14 protein-coding genes are annotated in these 16,374 nt (G+C 50.7%); 10 read left to right on the top strand and 4 right to left on the bottom strand.

All coding sequences use genetic code 11. From position 1 onward, the window contains the following. Nucleotides 1-91: 91 nt before the first annotated feature. Nucleotides 92-1,474, bottom strand: a complete 1,383-nt coding sequence (gene dbpA / locus ACMV8I_RS03025) for an ATP-dependent RNA helicase DbpA (RefSeq protein ID WP_498863730.1) — start codon at nt 1,472-1,474, stop codon at nt 92-94. Between the two features lie 298 nt (nt 1,475-1,772). On the opposite strand from dbpA, the gene purT reads away from it, so the two are divergent. Beyond that, nucleotides 1,773-2,951, top strand: a complete 1,179-nt coding sequence (gene purT / locus ACMV8I_RS03020) for a formate-dependent phosphoribosylglycinamide formyltransferase (RefSeq protein ID WP_498863729.1) — start codon at nt 1,773-1,775, stop codon at nt 2,949-2,951. 100 nt (nt 2,952-3,051) lie between these two features. Here the strand turns inward: purT and ACMV8I_RS03015 are convergent, their stop codons facing one another. Beyond that, nucleotides 3,052-3,231 carry a YoaH family protein gene (locus ACMV8I_RS03015; protein ID WP_498863728.1) on the bottom strand — a complete coding sequence of 60 codons (180 nt, stop codon included), beginning with the start codon at nt 3,229-3,231 and terminating at the stop codon, nt 3,052-3,054. A gap of 165 nt (nt 3,232-3,396) precedes the next feature. On the opposite strand from ACMV8I_RS03015, the gene pabB reads away from it, so the two are divergent. From pabB to ACMV8I_RS02995, 4 genes are all read left to right on the top strand, one after another. Beyond that, on the top strand, nt 3,397-4,773 hold the full coding sequence (gene pabB, locus ACMV8I_RS03010) for an aminodeoxychorismate synthase component 1 (RefSeq protein ID WP_498863727.1): 1,377 nt from the start codon (nt 3,397-3,399) through the stop codon (nt 4,771-4,773). A 17-nt stretch (nt 4,774-4,790) separates the two neighbouring features. Beyond that, nucleotides 4,791-5,372, top strand: a complete 582-nt coding sequence (locus ACMV8I_RS03005; protein WP_498863726.1) for a CoA pyrophosphatase — start codon at nt 4,791-4,793, stop codon at nt 5,370-5,372. A gap of 224 nt (nt 5,373-5,596) precedes the next feature. Next, nucleotides 5,597-6,961, top strand: a complete 1,365-nt coding sequence (locus ACMV8I_RS03000; protein ID WP_498863725.1) for an L-serine ammonia-lyase — start codon at nt 5,597-5,599, stop codon at nt 6,959-6,961. A 337-nt stretch (nt 6,962-7,298) separates the two neighbouring features. Further along, nucleotides 7,299-8,870: an EAL domain-containing protein gene (locus tag ACMV8I_RS02995; RefSeq protein ID WP_498863724.1), complete on the top strand. Its 1,572-nt coding sequence runs from the start codon at nt 7,299-7,301 to the stop codon at nt 8,868-8,870. Nucleotides 8,871-8,940: 70 nt separating this feature from the next. Here the strand turns inward: ACMV8I_RS02995 and ACMV8I_RS02990 are convergent, their stop codons facing one another. Continuing rightward, on the bottom strand, nt 8,941-10,497 hold the full coding sequence (locus tag ACMV8I_RS02990) for a TerC family protein (protein WP_498863723.1): 1,557 nt from the start codon (nt 10,495-10,497) through the stop codon (nt 8,941-8,943). Between the two features lie 611 nt (nt 10,498-11,108). Here ACMV8I_RS02990 and manX point away from each other — a divergent pair. From manX to mntP, 5 genes are all read left to right on the top strand, one after another. Further along, on the top strand, nt 11,109-12,080 hold the full coding sequence (manX, locus tag ACMV8I_RS02985) for a PTS mannose transporter subunit IIAB (RefSeq protein WP_498863722.1): 972 nt from the start codon (nt 11,109-11,111) through the stop codon (nt 12,078-12,080). Between the two features lie 94 nt (nt 12,081-12,174). Further along, a complete protein-coding gene (locus tag ACMV8I_RS02980; RefSeq protein WP_498863721.1) occupies nt 12,175-12,975 on the top strand; it encodes a PTS mannose/fructose/sorbose transporter subunit IIC in 801 nt (266 codons plus the stop codon). Between the two features lie 11 nt (nt 12,976-12,986). Continuing rightward, nucleotides 12,987-13,844, top strand: a complete 858-nt coding sequence (locus tag ACMV8I_RS02975; protein ID WP_188472102.1) for a PTS mannose transporter subunit IID — start codon at nt 12,987-12,989, stop codon at nt 13,842-13,844. Nucleotides 13,845-13,988: 144 nt separating this feature from the next. Further along, complete coding sequence (locus ACMV8I_RS02970; protein WP_498863720.1) at nt 13,989-14,447, top strand: DUF986 family protein; 459 nt, start codon at nt 13,989-13,991, stop codon at nt 14,445-14,447. Nucleotides 14,448-14,866: 419 nt separating this feature from the next. After that, complete coding sequence (mntP, locus tag ACMV8I_RS02965) at nt 14,867-15,439, top strand: manganese efflux pump MntP (RefSeq protein WP_498863719.1); 573 nt, start codon at nt 14,867-14,869, stop codon at nt 15,437-15,439. Here mntP and rlmA read toward each other — a convergent pair. Beyond that, nucleotides 15,422-16,276: a 23S rRNA (guanine(745)-N(1))-methyltransferase gene (gene rlmA, locus ACMV8I_RS02960; protein ID WP_498863718.1), complete on the bottom strand. Its 855-nt coding sequence runs from the start codon at nt 16,274-16,276 to the stop codon at nt 15,422-15,424. The two genes, mntP and rlmA, sit on opposite strands and share 18 nt — an antisense overlap. Between the last annotated feature and the right edge of the window lie 98 nt (nt 16,277-16,374).

The raw sequence follows: 16,374 nt of genomic DNA, 5'->3' as shown, positions 1-16,374 counted from the left end.
CCACGTCAGCAAGCCAATGCGCTCGCTCGCTTACCTACGTAAGTGATTAGGGCGCATCAATGCGGATACAATCTCAAGTATGATGGCTACATTAGCGTAAAATAATCGCCTTGCAGTTTTTCCCTTTAATCTTACCTTCCTGCAAATGTTGCAGAGCTTTTTTGGCGCTCTTCTGGCGGATAGCAACATAGGCATGAATCGGGAACATATCGATTTTACCCACTTCTGCCGCCGTTAGCCCGGCTTCGCCGGTCAGTGCACCCAGAATGTCACCCGGACGAATTTTGGCTTTGCGGCCACCGTCAATACACAGGGTAGCCATTTCGGCATCCAGCGCCACCGGCGAAGAAGACAGTACCTGCGCTGCAGGCTGCCAGACTACGGTCTGGTGGGTGTAATCTTCCAGTGCGTGCACGCGAACCATTTCCTGTGGCGTGACCAGGCTGACCGCAAGGCCACTGGTACCAGCACGACCGGTACGGCCTACGCGGTGAACGTGTACTTCCGGATCAAAAGATAATTCGTAGTTAATGACCAAACCCAACTGTTTGATATCCAGACCACGCGCCGCAACGTCCGTAGCCACCAGAACGCGGCAACTCCCGTTGGAGAAACGGACCAGCACACGATCGCGGTCACGCTGTTCGAGATCGCCGTTCAGCGCCAGCGCACTGATACCCTTGCCCTCTAGCGCTTCGTACACTTCCTGACAGTCACGCTTGGTATTACAGAACACCACGCAGGAGGCTGGCTGATGCTGATAAAGCACCGCCGTTAACAGTGTCAGACGCTGCTGGCGTTCGGTTTCAATAAACACCTGCTTGATATCCGCAATGTCATCCTCACCCTCAATTTCAACATTCAAAGGCTGACGCTGAAATTTATTACTGATGCGCTCAATGCCACTTGGGTAAGTTGCAGAGAACAGCAATGTCTGGCGATCCTGCGGTGCGTAGCTCACTACATCTTCAATATCTTCACTGAAACCCATGTCCAGCATGCGGTCAGCTTCATCCAGTACCAGCACTTTCAACTGGTCGAGCTTGAGTGTGCCTTTACGCAGGTGCTCCTGAATACGGCCCGGCGTGCCAACGATAATATGCGCGGGATGCACCAGCGATTCGAGCTGTGGCCCGATAGACTGACCGCCACACAAAGTGAGAATTTTGATGTTTTGGGTGAAACGCGCGAGCCGGCGCAGCTCTTTGCTCACCTGGTCGGCCAGTTCGCGAGTTGGGCAGAGAACCAGTGCCTGGGTGACAAATTGGCTAACGATAATTTTATCCAACAGACCGATACCAAAGGCAGCCGTCTTGCCACTGCCCGTTTTGGCTTTCGCGCGGACGTCCTGCCCTTGCAGAATGGCTGGCAACGACGCGGCCTGAATCGGCGTCATTTCGGCGTAACCCAGCTCAGACAAGTTAGAAAGTTGCTCAACGGGCAAAGTCAGGACAGAAAATGAATGCGTGCTCAAGGCGATAACTCTTTATATAAGGCAGAAAATTCGAGGCAGCGGCAGAAAACATGACGCCATGGTTTGGCATAAATAATAACAGAGACGTGACTTCACTGCCTTATCCGCTGAACCAGACGCACAAAAAAAACCGCACAGAGTTTTACGCGAGCCACCCGCCGGAAGCTGCGCAATCGTTTTCGTTGCCAATTTTTTCATATATAATACTGCCGACCTGTTTCAGGCCAACTGGCGTTCACAGCTTATAACGCTGCCGCCTGTGTGCATTTCCCACCACCACAGATCAGGGTACGAAGCTATGTTAACCATCGGTACTGCACTGCGCTCTGGCGCAACTCGCGTGATGTTATTGGGCTCTGGCGAACTGGGTAAAGAAGTGGCCATTGAATGCCAGCGTCTTGGTTTGGAGGTCATTGCCGTTGACCGCTATGCCGATGCGCCGGCGATGCAAGTCGCTCATCGCAGTCATGTGATCAATATGCTCGACGGCGAAGCACTAAAACAGGTCATCGAAAGCGAGCGTCCTGATTTCATCGTGCCTGAAATCGAAGCTATTGCGACCAGTATGCTGGTGGAGCTGGAGAAACAGGGCCACAACGTGGTGCCATGTGCACAAGCGACGCGTCTGACCATGAACCGCGAAGGTATTCGTCGTTTGGCCGCCGAAACATTGCAACTGCCGACCTCAACCTACAAGTTTGCCGATGACGAAGCCTCGTTCCGTGCGGCGGTCAATGAGATTGGCTATCCATGTATCATCAAACCGGTGATGAGTTCATCCGGTAAAGGCCAAAGCCTGATCCGCAGCGAAGAGACACTGCTGCAAGCCTGGGAGTACGCTCAACAAGGCGGCCGGGCCGGTGGTGGACGAGTGATCGTCGAGGGGCTGGTTAAATTTGATTTCGAAATTACTCTGTTGACCATCAGCGCCATTGATGGGATTCATTTCTGCGCCCCTATCGGCCACCGTCAGGAAGATGGCGACTACCGCGAGTCCTGGCAACCGCAGCAGATGAGTGAACTAGCCCTGCAACGCGCCAAAGAGATCTCAGCCAACGTGGTTAAGGCGCTGGGCGGTAAAGGGCTGTTTGGCGTGGAACTGTTTATTTGTGGCGATGACGTGATATTCAGTGAGGTTTCTCCACGCCCGCATGACACTGGCATGGTGACGCTGATTTCTCAGGACCTGTCTGAATTCGCTCTGCACGTCCGCGCCTTCCTCGGACTGCCTATCGGGCTGATCCGCCAGTTTGGCCCGGCGGCCTCAGCCGTCATTTTACCGGAGCTAAACAGCAACAATGTCTCGTTTAGCGGGCTGGAGCACGCGCTGACAGGATCAAATCAGGTGCGTTTATTTGGCAAACCAGCAATCAGTGGTAAACGCCGTCTGGGCGTGGCGTTGTCGATTGGTGACAACGTAGAGCAAGCGGTTGAAACTGCGAAGCAGGCTGCGGCGGCAGTGATCGTGAAAGGCTAATTTTAGCCCCAGATTCAAAGTAATAAAAACGGGCCAGCAAAAGGGCCCGTTTTTTCATCGCATTGTTATATACATAATTTATGACTGAGTAGCGTGTCGGTTATTCGTCTTCGTCGTCAAAAATAGCGGTTACACGATCGCCTTTATGTTTAGCGCGAATTTCCTCTGCTACCGTAGCAATGGCTTCACCACTGCTCATTCCACCGGCCATCATCTCACGGATACGGTCGGCGGCCTGTTCCTGTTCGCTGTGTGAAAGTGAAGGCATACCTGCAAGCATGGGAGTGTCCTGTTTATGGGTACTGCATGAATTCGGATGAAAATGGCGCTATGTGAGCGCAACCATCATGATTGACCCGACAGTATACCCCTTCTTCTTCCGCTGGCCTATTCTATGCTAGGATCACAGCCTGTCCTGAAATTCTCCAGAACCGTGAAACCTGCCATGCAACCTGCCCATTCCCTGACATTTTATCAGCTTGATCACCAACCTGACGCCCTGCTCACGCGGTTTGCCCCGCTATCTTCACAGCCGTGGGCGATGCTTCTGCATTCCGGTTCCGCGCAGCATGCGCATAACCGGTTTGATATTCTGGTCGCCGATCCGCTGATTAAACTGACGACCCGGGGAGCAAAAACCGAAATCGTCTCGCGTCAGAACACGCTTTTCAGCGATGCAGATCCTTTTATGTTGCTGGAACAGCAGTTGGCGCAGTGCGGTTTACAGGCTGAGCCCCATCCTGACCTGCCGTTTTTAGGCGGCGCACTCGGCCTGTTTGGCTATGATCTTGGGCGTCGTATTGAAACTCTGCCTATCACGGCCCGGCAAGATATTCATTTACCAGATATGGCGGTGGGGATTTACGATTGGGCTTTGGTGGCCGATCATCACTTACAACGTCTGACGTTGGTGTGCCAGGGTGACCTTCAGGCCCGCCTAAATTGGCTGGAAGGTTTTTCAATCCCAACTGTCCCCGTGAAATTTAAGTTAAATAGTGGCTGGCAGGCAAACATGAGTCGCCAAGAGTATGGCGAAAAATTCCGTCAGATTCAGGAGTATCTGCTCAGTGGCGACTGCTATCAAATCAATCTGGCGCAGCGTTTTTCCAGCCGCTATTCAGGCGATGAATGGCAGGAATTTCTGCGGCTGAACGCGGCTAACTGCGCCCCCTTCTCTGCATTTATCCGCCTGGAAGATAATGCGGTTATGAGCTTTTCGCCGGAACGCTTCCTGTGGCTGGAAGGTCATCAGGTAGAAACGAGGCCAATTAAAGGTACGCTGCCAAGACTGGAGGATCCTCAAGCCGACGCCAGACAGGCATTACGCCTCGCCGCCTCAGAAAAAGATCGCGCTGAGAACCTGATGATTGTTGATCTGATGCGCAACGATCTGGGGCGCGTTGCGACGCCCGGCAGCGTGCGCGTGCCGGAACTGTTTGTGGTCGAGCCTTTTCCCGCAGTGCATCATCTGGTAAGTACCATCACGGCACAATTACCGCCAGAGTGCCACGCCAGCCAACTGCTACGCGCCTGTTTCCCCGGAGGTTCCATCACTGGCGCGCCGAAAATTCGCGCCATGCAAATTATCGAACAGCTTGAACCGCACCGTCGCAACGCCTACTGCGGGAGCATCGCCTATATCAGCTGCTGCGGCACCATGGACAGCAGTATCACCATCCGCACTCTGCTGACCGAAGCGGGCAATATTTATTGTTGGGCCGGAGGTGGCATCGTGGCCGACAGCGAAGAGCAGGCCGAATACCAGGAAACCTTCGATAAGCTCGCCTGCATTTTGCCGCAATTGGGAGTACAGCAGCCTTGATTAGGCCTGAAACGCCAATGGAGCCATCACGCTACTCACCGGCAGTACTGGAGTTTATCTGCCGCTTTCAACTCCAGCTACCCCCGACGCTGCCGTCTGCGGTGCGCGGGCATCGCCATGCTGCGGTGCTTATTCCGATCATCTGCCGCGAGCAGCCGACGCTGTTGCTGACCAGACGCTCAGACTTTCTGCGCAAACACGCCGGCCAGGTAGCCTTCCCCGGCGGTGCCGCTGATGCATCGGATCCCTCACTGATTGATACCGCCCTGCGGGAAGCGTACGAAGAAGTGGCAATCCCTCCCACTGACGTCAACGTGTTAGGTACGCTCGCACCGCTCGACAGCAGCAGCGGATTTCAGGTCACACCGGTGATTGGTTTACTGCCGATAGATGTGCCGTTACATCCCTGCGAAGACGAAGTGGCGGAGTTATTCGAGATCCCTCTCGAAGAGGCGTTTAATCTCGCCCGCTATCACCCGCTCGATATTCACCGTGGTGGGTTGCATCACCGAATTTACCTCTCATGGTATCAACAGCAATTTGTTTGGGGGCTGACCGCCGCCATTATTCGGCGACTCGCCGAGCAGATTCGCGTCTGAAGAATGGGCATTTATGGCTAAATAATTACAAGCTGATCACATTTTTGCTTCAAATTAATTTATTTCATGCGAAAAAAACAACTTTACGTCACAACCCCTTTTAGACTGTGTGTTAAGTCATGCGTAAAACTGCGATAATCCACTATCAATTACGAATTACACAGTAAATCTATCCGTGCATGCCGCATATTTCAGTGCCATCTCCCAAAACAGGAGTACTCAACGTGATTAGCGTTTTCGACATGTTCAAGGTCGGGATTGGCCCTTCCAGTTCCCATACTTTGGGCCCCATGAAAGCAGGCAAACAGTTCGCTGATGATCTGCTTGAAAAGGGCATAATGCCTGACGTGACGCGTGTTGCAGTGGATGTCTACGGTTCACTCTCACTGACCGGTAAAGGGCATCACACAGATATCGCCATTATTCTTGGCCTGGCGGGTAATAAACCCGATACGGTGGATATTGACGGCATTCCTCATTTTATCCGCGATGTTGAGCAACAAGAGCGTCTGCCGTTAGGTGAAACGCATCACGAAGTCGATTTCCCGCGTGATAGCGGCATGGTATTCCGTGGTGAGAATTTACCTAAGCATGAAAATGCGATGCAGATTCATGCTTTTGCCGGCGATACATTGCTTTATAGCAAAACCTACTATTCCGTTGGCGGGGGATTTATCGTCGACGATGAGCATTTCGGCCAACCGGTTCTCGACGAAGTAAGCGTGCCTTACGCCTTTAATTCAGCCAGTGAAATGTTAGCTAAATGCAAAGATGCGGGTCTCTCGCTGTCAGGGCTCATGATGCAGAACGAGTTGGCACAGCACAGCAAGCAAGATATCGAACAGTATTTCGAAACCATCTGGCGCACCATGCAGGCCTGTATCGATCGCGGTTTAAATACCGAAGGCGTATTGCCTGGGCCGCTGCGCGTACCTCGCCGGGCCTCTGCGTTGCGCCGTATGTTGGTCTCCAATGATAAACTGTCCAATGACCCGATGAACGTGATTGACTGGGTCAATATGTTCGCATTGGCGGTGAATGAAGAAAACGCCGCAGGTGGGCGAGTGGTAACCGCACCGACCAACGGTGCCTGCGGGATTGTTCCGGCGGTACTGGCCTATTATGACCAGTTCATAGAGTCGGTCAGCCCGGACATTTATCTGCGCTATTTCCTGACCTGCGGGGCTATCGGCATTCTCTATAAGATGAATGCTTCGATTTCAGGTGCGGAAGTTGGCTGCCAGGGAGAAGTCGGTGTTGCCTGCTCGATGGCGGCGGCAGGTTTGGCCGAGTTGCTGGGGGGAAGCCCGGTTCAGGTCTGTATTGCCGCTGAAATAGGCATGGAGCACAACCTGGGGCTTACCTGCGATCCGGTGGCCGGTCAGGTGCAGGTTCCCTGCATTGAGCGCAACGCTATTGCTTCGGTGAAGGCCATTAACTCAGCCCGGATGGCGCTGCGTCGTACCAGTGAACCACGGGTTTCACTCGACAAAGTTATCGAGACCATGTACGAAACGGGTAAGGACATGAATGCCAAATACCGTGAAACTTCACGAGGTGGGCTGGCTATCAAAGTACAATGTGATTAAATCAGTCTAACGCCTAATCTCTGAGCAGCATCCTGTTTTCTTCATGAGAATCGGGATGCTGCCGCAGAAAATGTTTTACACAGCGATGTGTACGGTAATATCACCTCTATTAACAAAAACCCTCTGTATTATCTGGAACATCCATTTCAGAGTATTGCATTTGGCCTTCATGCTGCGGCATTCTGATCATCTCGAAAAACACAGTTCCCTAATCTTTTTTACTTACAAAAACTCAATAAAACCAATAAGCTGCTATAACAGTAAAGGTAAGAACAAAGGTAATTATAAGTGACGGTGTCACTATCTTTGAAAATAATGAAACACAAGGATTATCCGGATGTATTTCAACCAGATTGCGCTCGCGAAATATCGCTACTATCGCCTGGCTCTGGCTGCAGCTGTCGGGTTGCTCACACTCATCCTGATCCTAAGCATCCGCATCTATGAACAAAGGCGGGTGATCAATCAAGACCAGCAGCGTATTGCCCGCCACACGATTCAAAAATTGGAAACATTGTTACAACCTGCCACTTCGGTCGCCTTCGCCCCGCTCATTCAGCCCGGCCAAAATTGTTTATCGCAGCAGCCCATGCTGCAACAGATGGTGGCACGATTACAGACACTACGCACTATTGCGCTGGTCAGGGATGGCAAAGTCCTCTGCTCCAGTCTCGCAGGTTCAGTGAATTACGATTTCAATCAGCTATTGCCTCAGTTGGCGCTTGGCGCCAGCCATCTTCAGCTTCGTACCTCGATAACGACCCGTGACGCCATCCCAACGCTGGTATTATGGCGTCCTGAAGGCGCTGATAACCGTAATGGTCTGCTTTTTGTGTATAACATTGGTGTGCTGGGCAATTTCCTGCTTGAACCCCAGCCCCCCTATGCCAACAGTATTGTGCTCAACGTGCTAAATAAAAGCCTGGAGTATGATAAAAATCAGATCATCCCGCGCAACGCGCTTGAGCAGACACCAATAGTGTCTTCACGTTCTGGCAGTTACGACTTCTCAGTTTCCATTTATGGTAATGACGCAACCACGCTGGCCTGGAGTGAATTATCCACGCATATGCCGCTATCGCTGCTCATCAGCCTGCTGGCCGCCTTTGCTGTCTACCTGCTTTTGGGCAGCCGGATGAGCCTCGCTTATCCTATGAACTACGCTATTTCTCACCGCGAATTTCAGGTCTACTGTCAGCCGATTATTAACAGCGCAGACGGTCGTTGTGTCGGAGTTGAAACACTGATGCGCTGGAAAAACCACCGTCAGGAGTGGGTATCCCCGGATGTATTTATTCCGCTGGCTGAACAACATGGCTTGATCATTCCCCTCACCCGTTATCTGCTGAAACAGGTGAGTGAGAATTTTGCATTGTTCCCGGCACGGCCAGATTTTTACATCAGCATCAACGTTGCTGCGCAGCACTTCACCGACATGGTGATCGTCGATGATATTCGTCGGCTGTGGTTATCCGCGGAGCCTCAGTTATCACTGATGCTGGAGCTCACTGAACGCACGCACTTACAGGAGCTGACGACCGAACAGACCCACGCCCTAAGAGAGATGGGTATTATGCTGGCCATTGATGATTTCGGCACGGGTCACAGCTCACTTAGCTATCTGAAAACCCTCACCCCCGACGTGTTGAAGATCGATCGTGCTTTTACAGCGTCCATCGGAACCGATGCCATCAATGCAGCGGTCACCGATACCATCATTACCCTGGGACAACGTCTGAAACTGAAGCTGATTGCTGAAGGCGTTGAGACCCGAGAGCAGGCCGATTATATGCGTGAGCGTGGGGTTGATTCTTTGCAGGGCTACTATTTTGCCCGCCCGATGCCGATTGATATTTTCCCATTATGGCTAGAACACTATGAAAACGATGTCTTTTCATCAATGCGCTGAATCACATTAAAGTATAAAAAACGGCGACCGAAGTCGCCGTTGGCATTGAGATAAAACGTGGTATATCAGGCTATTCGCCTTCATCCCACTCGCTCATTTTGGCTTTAGTAATACGAACGCGGTCGATCCTGTACTCAGATACGTCGAGGATTTCAAACGTCAGCGGCGGCATGGAGATGATTTCCCCAGCCTCAGGCATCTGCCCTGACTGAGCCAATAAGAAACCAGCCAGAGAGGAGTAATCTGCCGTCGGGCTGACCAGATCGTCTGTATCGAGCAGTTGTTGCAACAAGTGCAGGTCAGTACCGCCCTTGGCAATCCAGCCGTCACCGTCAACAATCAAATCAGGCGTTTCATCTTCATCCGGGAACTCACCGGCAATCGCCTCAAGAACGTCCAGTGGTGTAACCAATCCCTGAATAACGCCAAACTCGTTGCTAACCACCACCAGACGCCCTCTTGCCCTGCGCAATACAGCCAGCAGGTTGATAACATCCATGGTTTCCGGCACGACAATTGGCGGCGTTTTCTCTGCAAAAGCCACGATGTTTTCACCGTTTTCCAATGCCACCAGCAGATCTTTGGCACGCACCACGCCGATTACATCATCCAATGAATGACGGCAAATCGGGAACAAGCTGTGCGGAGTATCCAGCAGTTGCATACGGATCTCAGCCGGCGAACGCTCACAGTCAACCCAAGAGATCTCTGTGCGCGGCGTCATGATGCTGCGCAGAGAACGTGACGCCAGCGTCAGAACGCCGCTTATCATATGACGCTCTTCTTCGGCAAAGGTCTCCGATGCACGCTGAGAAGGCGCCTCGGCATGGTCCTCATCCTGATTCTGGCGCTTGCCGCCCATTAGACGCTGAATAGCCTCTGCCGTGCGCTCACGCAAAGGACGGTTTGACTGGCTCTTCAGGAAGTTTCTGCGGGCAATCTGGTTAAACATTTCAATCAGAATTGAGAAGCCGATCGCAGCGTACAGATATCCTTTCGGAATATGGAAGCCAAAGCCTTCGGCAATCAGACTCAAACCGATCATCAACAAGAAGCTCAGACAGAGCACGACCACGGTCGGATGGTTGTTCACAAAGCGCGTCAGCGCTTTGGAGGCCAGTAGCATCACGCCCATGGCGATCACCACTGCTGTCATCATAACCGCCAGATTATTCACCATCCCGACCGCGGTGATCACCGCATCGAGAGAGAAGACAGCGTCTAGCACTACAATCTGCGCCACTACCGACCAAAAACTGGCATAACCACGATTATTACCGCCATGGCTTTCCTGCCCTTCCAGCCGCTCATGCAGTTCAGTCGTGGCTTTGAACAGCAAGAATACACCACCCAAAAGCAAAATGAGGTCACGTCCTGAGAAGCTGAACTGCGCGATACTAAACAACGGCGTCGTCAGTTTGACCATCCATGAGATAAGCGACAACAGGCCAAGACGCATAATCAGCGCCAGGGACAAACCGATGATGCGGGCTTTATCACGCTGCTTCGGCGGCAGTTTGTCAGCCAGGATGGCAATAAACACCAAGTTGTCGATGCCCAGAACAATTTCCAGAACAATCAGTGTCAGTAAACCGACCCAAATCGAAGGGTCCATTAAAAATTCCATATCAGGCCTCGTTATGAGCAGAAGGAGAAAAAAGACGCAATACGTTCCCATCAGACATTGTCCGTGGGCAGTGATCGGCGGGGATCAGTGAAAACGCTTTCAATGCGACGATAACCCGACCTGAAGAGGTGAAGTTGCCGGAAAAAAGAGGTGAAAAAATAGAAGATAAGTGACGTCGGTGACAGTCCATAAGGAGGGTTGGGGCCCGATACTCCTGTTCAATTATTTGGAAAACAACTCTATCAGGAATCATCAAACTGGAAAAGAGCGTTTTTTTACAAGCAGCATCGTTTTGTAACACCTATGCTGTTTTTACCAGCAATGTGTTAACGCCCTCGCTGCAGGTCTTTCAATAGCAGACCGGAGTCACAAAATTTATTTTTTCACAGACTAAAATAAATCAGGTCGTACAACCTGTTGAGATTCTGCAGTACGTCTTTTTTATTGTTTATCAGAAAGTAACGCCTTACACGCAAGGACGTTCTGAGTCAGTCACTCCTAGAACATTACGTAAGGACAGCAAACATTCGCTGAAGAAATAAAAGCGGCGAATGCATCAGCACCATCAATTATGTGCATAACCCTTGGTGGGTTAACAGAGGAGGTAGCGAGTGAGTATTGCTATTATCATCGGCACGCATGGGTCAGCAGCTGAACAGCTTCTGAAAACGGCGGAAATGATTTTAGGTGAACAAAATAACGTCGCCTTTATTGATTTCGTTCCCGGCGAAAATGCCGAAACATTGATTGAGAAATACACGGCAAAGCTGGGCGGGCTTGATACCAGTAGCGGCGTTCTTTTTCTGGTCGATACCTGGGGAGGCAGCCCGTTCAATGCCGCCAGCCGTATCGTTATCGATAAAGAAAACTATGAAGTTGTCACCGGGGTCAATATTCCTATGTTGACGGAAACCTTCATGGCGCGGGATGACAACCCCACGTTTGCAGAATTGGTCGGCATCGCCGTGGAAACTGGACGTATCGGTGTCAAAGCCCTGAAAACCCCCGAGCCAGAAGCGCCTGCTGCTGCTACTCAACCAGCAGTCACACCACCTAAAGCTGTCGCTCCCGCTAAAGCATTAGGTCCAAACGATCACATGAAAATTGGCCTGGCCCGAATCGATGACCGCTTGATTCATGGTCAGGTTGCAACTCGCTGGACCAAAGAAACCAATGTGAACCGCATTATTGTGGTGAGTGATGAAGTTGCTGCTGACCATATGCGTAAAACATTGCTGACTCAGGTTGCCCCTCCGGGCGTCACTGCTCATGTTGTTGATGTTGCTAAAGCTATTCGCGTCTATAACAACCCCAAATATGCTGCCGATCGCGTCATGTTGTTATTCACCAACCCAACTGACGTCCTGCGCGTTGTTGAAGGTGGAGTCAACATCACTTCGGTGAACATCGGCGGTATGGCATTCCGTCAGGGGAAAACTCAGGTTAATAATGCCGTTTCCCTTGATGAAAAAGATATCGAAGCATTCAAGCAATTGAATGCAAAAGGTATTGAGCTTGAGGTGCGAAAAGTCTCTTCCGATTCCCGCCTGAAGATGATGGATCTCATTAATAAAATGAATTAATAAACTCAGCGAATTAAAACAGCAGATTCCCTCGCGTTGTCTGTTTTTGATGAGCTTATTTTACTCAGCGTTTTTTGGTCATAGGAGAAGTGCAATGGAGATCACCACACTACAGATTGTGCTGATATTTATTGTTGCATGTATTTCCGGGATGGACTCCATCCTGGATGAGTTTCAGTTCCACCGTCCTCTGGTGGCTTGTACGTTAATCGGTATTATTCTCGGCGACATGAAAACCGGGATCATTATCGGCGGTACGTTGGAAATGATTGCTCTGGGTTGGATGAACATTGGTGCCGCCGTGGCGCCCGATGCCGCCCTCGCCTCAATTATTTCAACCATTCTGGTTATCGCGGGTGGTCAGTCGGTCGGTGCGGGTATTGCCCTTGCCATCCCTCTGGCGGCCGCTGGCCAGGTTCTTACCATCATCGTTCGTACTATCACCGTGGCTTTCCAGCATGCGGCAGACAGTGCGGCTGAACGCGGTAATTTAAGCACGCTGTCCTGGATCCACGTCTCGGCGCTGATCCTGCAGGCCATGCGTATTGCTATCCCTGCCGTCATCGTGGCTGTCTCCGTTGGTACCGAAGTTGTCCAGGTAATGCTTTCTTCCATTCCTGCAGTCGTCACCAATGGCTTGAACATCGCAGGCGGCATGATTGTCGTTGTCGGTTATGCGATGGTCATCAACATGATGCGCGCTGGCTATTTGATGCCATTCTTCTACCTCGGTTTCGTTACCGCTGCTTTCACCAACTTCAACCTGGTTGCTCTGGGTGTGATTGGTGTGGTTATGGCAATCCTGTACATCCAGTTGAGTCCTAAGTACAACAAGTCTGCTAACGCAGCGGGACCAGCACAGGGTGTTAACGATCTCGATAACGAATTGGATTAAGGGTGAAAGAAATGGTTGATCAAACTGCAGTTAGCCAAACCCCAGAAAAAAAACTGACGCCGGGTGATATCCGCGGTGTGTTCATGCGCTCGAATCTGTTCCAGGGTTCATGGAACTTCGAACGTATGCAGGCATTGGGTTTTTGTTATTGCATGGTGCCGGCGATCCGTCGCCTCTATCCTGAAAATAACGATGCACGCAAAGCCGCTATTAAGCGTCACCTGGAGTTCTTTAATACCCATCCATACGTTGCAGCCCCTGTACTTGGGGTGACGCTGGCGATGGAAGAACAACGTGCCAATGGTGCGCCAATTGATGACGCGGCAATCAACGGCCTGAAAGTCGGCCTTATGGGGCCGCTGGCAGGTGTTGGTGACCCGATCTTTTGGGGTACAGTTCGACCGGTGTTCGCAGCACTGGGGGCCGGTATTGCGATGAGCGGTAGCCTGCTCGGACCTTTGCTGTTCTTCATCCTGTTTAACCTGGTACGGTTGTTGACCCGTTATTACGGCGTGGCATACGGCTACACCAAAGGCGTCAATATCGTTAACGATATGGGCGGCGGGTTCCTGCAAAAGCTCACCGAGGGGGCATCGATTCTTGGCCTCTTTGTCATGGGAGCCTTGGTTAACAAATGGACGCACGTCAATATTCCATTAGTGGTATCGAGGATAACCGACCAAACCGGTCACACGACGGTAACAACAGTACAGACAATCCTCGATCAGTTAATGCCGGGCCTGGTCCCGCTATTACTGACCTTTGGGTGTATGTGGCTGTTGCGTCGTAAAGTTAATGCTCTATGGATCATCATCGGCTTCTTTGCCATTGGTATCTTTGGCTACTGGATTGGCCTGCTGGGTCTTTGATAGCAGACAGAACCGGGGGACATGCTCCCCCGGTTTTTTTTATGTCAGTTTAGTCGCGTTAAGTAATAAAAATGTTGACCTGATCATTGGGCTATTATGTTGTCCCGCCGGCCATACGCCCGGTAAGTTCGCTGGAGAAGTTTCATGTCCGTCACCGATATCGTCCTCGCTCTTTTCTCTCTGCTGCTTCTGGCTTACGCCATCTACGACGAGTTCCTGATGGGAATGAACAAAGGCACCACCCTCCTGAAGGTAAATCTGCGTCGGCGCAATAAGTTGGACTGTATTATCTTCATCGGTCTATTGGTTATTTTGCTCTACAACAATATCAATGCACATGGGACGGCGATAACTAACTATTTATTAATCGCTCTGGCGTTGATTGCCTTCTATATTTCTTTCATACGCTGGCCAAAGATGTTGTTTAAAGCCACCGGTTTTTTTTACGCCAATGTCTTCATCACCTATGACCGTATCAAAGCGATGAATCTTTCCGAGGATGGCATCCTGGTGTTTGATCTAGAGCAAAGAAAGTTGTTAATCCGGGTAAACAATCTAGATGACCTACAAAACATTTATGATTTTATCATTCAAAATCAATAGATTATAAAAAATATGCAATAAGCTATATTTGATAGCCTTATATTTAATTCATATTACTTAACCACAAATTAATATCACTGATTAAAACTACATTCCGTAAGCTTATTATTTAATCACTGTGATTAATGTGTGTACTTAATGAAAATTATTATCTGAAAAAGACTAAACCTTATTTTATTTGTTGTTGTTCTAAATTTAAATATTATGTTATGGTTGCGCCGTCATTTGGGGAGTAGCCGGTTTTTTCACCAATTTGCCCTGTGCAAAGTGTGTGTAAAGACGCCCGTATCAACATGCTCGTTTTAACAATAAAACGTGGTGCGGGCAGCCAGAAGGTTGGCGAGACCATAGATGCGTAGCTCCGTCGTGAAGTTGGAGGTGCGCTACGCTTATATGGAAACCAAGCCGAGGTTACTCTCGTGAATTTATCTGCAACGCTTATTCTGGCTTTTGGCATGTCGATGGACGCTTTTGCAGCGTCGATTGGTAAAGGTGCCTCACTCCATCGCCCACGCTTTACTGAAGCACTGCGCACAGGACTTATTTTTGGTGTCATCGAGGCGATCACACCGCTGATAGGCTGGGGCATTGGTTTAGTGGCCAGCAAATACATTATGGCGTGGGATCATTGGGTGGCATTCGCGCTGCTGTTTATCCTTGGCGCTCGTATGATTGCCGAAGGCCTGAAAAATAAACCTGAACAAGAGAGCAGCAACCAGCGCAGCCACGGCTTCTGGATACTGGTGCTTACGGCAGTCGGCACCAGCCTCGATGCAATGGCGATCGGCGTAGGGCTGGCCTTTCTGCAGGTCAATATCATCCATACCGCATTATTTATTGGCATGGCCACCATGATTATGGCCACCCTGGGTATTATGCTCGGTAGGTTTATTGGCCCATTAATGGGTAAATGGGCAGAAGTACTGGGAGGCGTAGTGCTTATAGGTATTGGCTTTAATATCCTGCTGGAACATTTAGGCTATATCGGCTGACATTACTGCTGGTGCATTATCAGATTTGCGCTGATGTAGTCTGATGATGAAATCTGTTTCACACAAAAATGTATCCTCGTTCCTCAATGTAGCGCCCACCTCTTCGGTGGCTCGCCACGCAAACGGCGTCATCTGCAATAGGTCAAAGGCCTGTTCGCCATTCAGCATCATCGGATACGCCAGGCTCTCCGAACGAATGCGCTCAAAGCCTTCCAATTGCTCATCTATCTCTTCATGTAACTGTACGTCAGAATAAATACAAGCCTTCAGTTGATACAAATGACGAGGTCCGGGGGCCACGGTCAGAACCAGACCACCGGGCTTCACTGCGCGAAACAGCTCTCCTGCCTTGCAGGGCGCGTAGATGCGCAGGACAGCATCGAGTGATTGAGCAGCAAACGGCAGGCGATGGCTGGAAGCCACACAAAACTGTGCATTGTGGTAGCGCTTCGCGGCATTGCGGATAGCGACTTTCGCCACATCCAGACCAAAGACAGACATTGTCCTGTTCTGCATAAGTCGGGTGGCTACCGCTGTGGTGTAGTACCCTTCCCCACAGCCAATATCCAGCAATGACTCGGCCTTCACCGGCAGCAGCTCATCAAGCAATTCGGCGATACGGTCGCATAAAGGCTGGTAATGACCGCCGTCTAGAAAGTTGCGCCGCGATGCCATCATCTCAGGACTATCGCCCGGTTGTTTCGACCGCTTATGCTGTACGGGCATCAAATTGACATACCCTTCTTTTGCATTATCAAACTGATGATTTTGCGGGCACCGCCACTGCTTTTCGGTAAGGATAAGTGGTTGATGACAAAGAGGGCATTGATAACTCATGAAGGATCCAAAACAGTGTCTGAGCGCGAAACAGCATAATGAGGCCAAGTCTAAAGAAGGCGACTGTCAGTTGCAACTGCTGGTATAGGACTGAAGAA

The organism is Ewingella sp. S1.OA.A_B6 (genome assembly GCF_049889095.1).
In the GTDB taxonomy this organism is placed as follows: domain Bacteria; phylum Pseudomonadota; class Gammaproteobacteria; order Enterobacterales; family Enterobacteriaceae; genus Ewingella.
This window is presented reverse-complemented; position numbering and strand designations above follow the sequence as displayed.

What these genes read in the sequence shown, in the direction of transcription:
- purT (WP_498863729.1), top strand. Translation starts at nt 1,773, where the DNA reads ATGTTAACCATCGGTACTGCACTGCGCTCTGGCGCAACTCGCGTGATG.
- ACMV8I_RS03015 (WP_498863728.1), bottom strand. Translation starts at nt 3,231, where the DNA reads ATGCTTGCAGGTATGCCTTCACTTTCACACAGCGAACAGGAACAGGCC.
- pabB (WP_498863727.1), top strand. Translation starts at nt 3,397, where the DNA reads ATGCAACCTGCCCATTCCCTGACATTTTATCAGCTTGATCACCAACCT.
- ACMV8I_RS03005 (WP_498863726.1), top strand. Translation starts at nt 4,791, where the DNA reads ATGGAGCCATCACGCTACTCACCGGCAGTACTGGAGTTTATCTGCCGC.
- ACMV8I_RS02995 (WP_498863724.1), top strand. Translation starts at nt 7,299, where the DNA reads ATGTATTTCAACCAGATTGCGCTCGCGAAATATCGCTACTATCGCCTG.
- ACMV8I_RS02990 (WP_498863723.1), bottom strand. Translation starts at nt 10,497, where the DNA reads ATGGAATTTTTAATGGACCCTTCGATTTGGGTCGGTTTACTGACACTG.
- ACMV8I_RS02980 (WP_498863721.1), top strand. Translation starts at nt 12,175, where the DNA reads ATGGAGATCACCACACTACAGATTGTGCTGATATTTATTGTTGCATGT.
- ACMV8I_RS02975 (WP_188472102.1), top strand. Translation starts at nt 12,987, where the DNA reads ATGGTTGATCAAACTGCAGTTAGCCAAACCCCAGAAAAAAAACTGACG.
- ACMV8I_RS02970 (WP_498863720.1), top strand. Translation starts at nt 13,989, where the DNA reads ATGTCCGTCACCGATATCGTCCTCGCTCTTTTCTCTCTGCTGCTTCTG.
- rlmA (WP_498863718.1), bottom strand. Translation starts at nt 16,276, where the DNA reads ATGAGTTATCAATGCCCTCTTTGTCATCAACCACTTATCCTTACCGAA.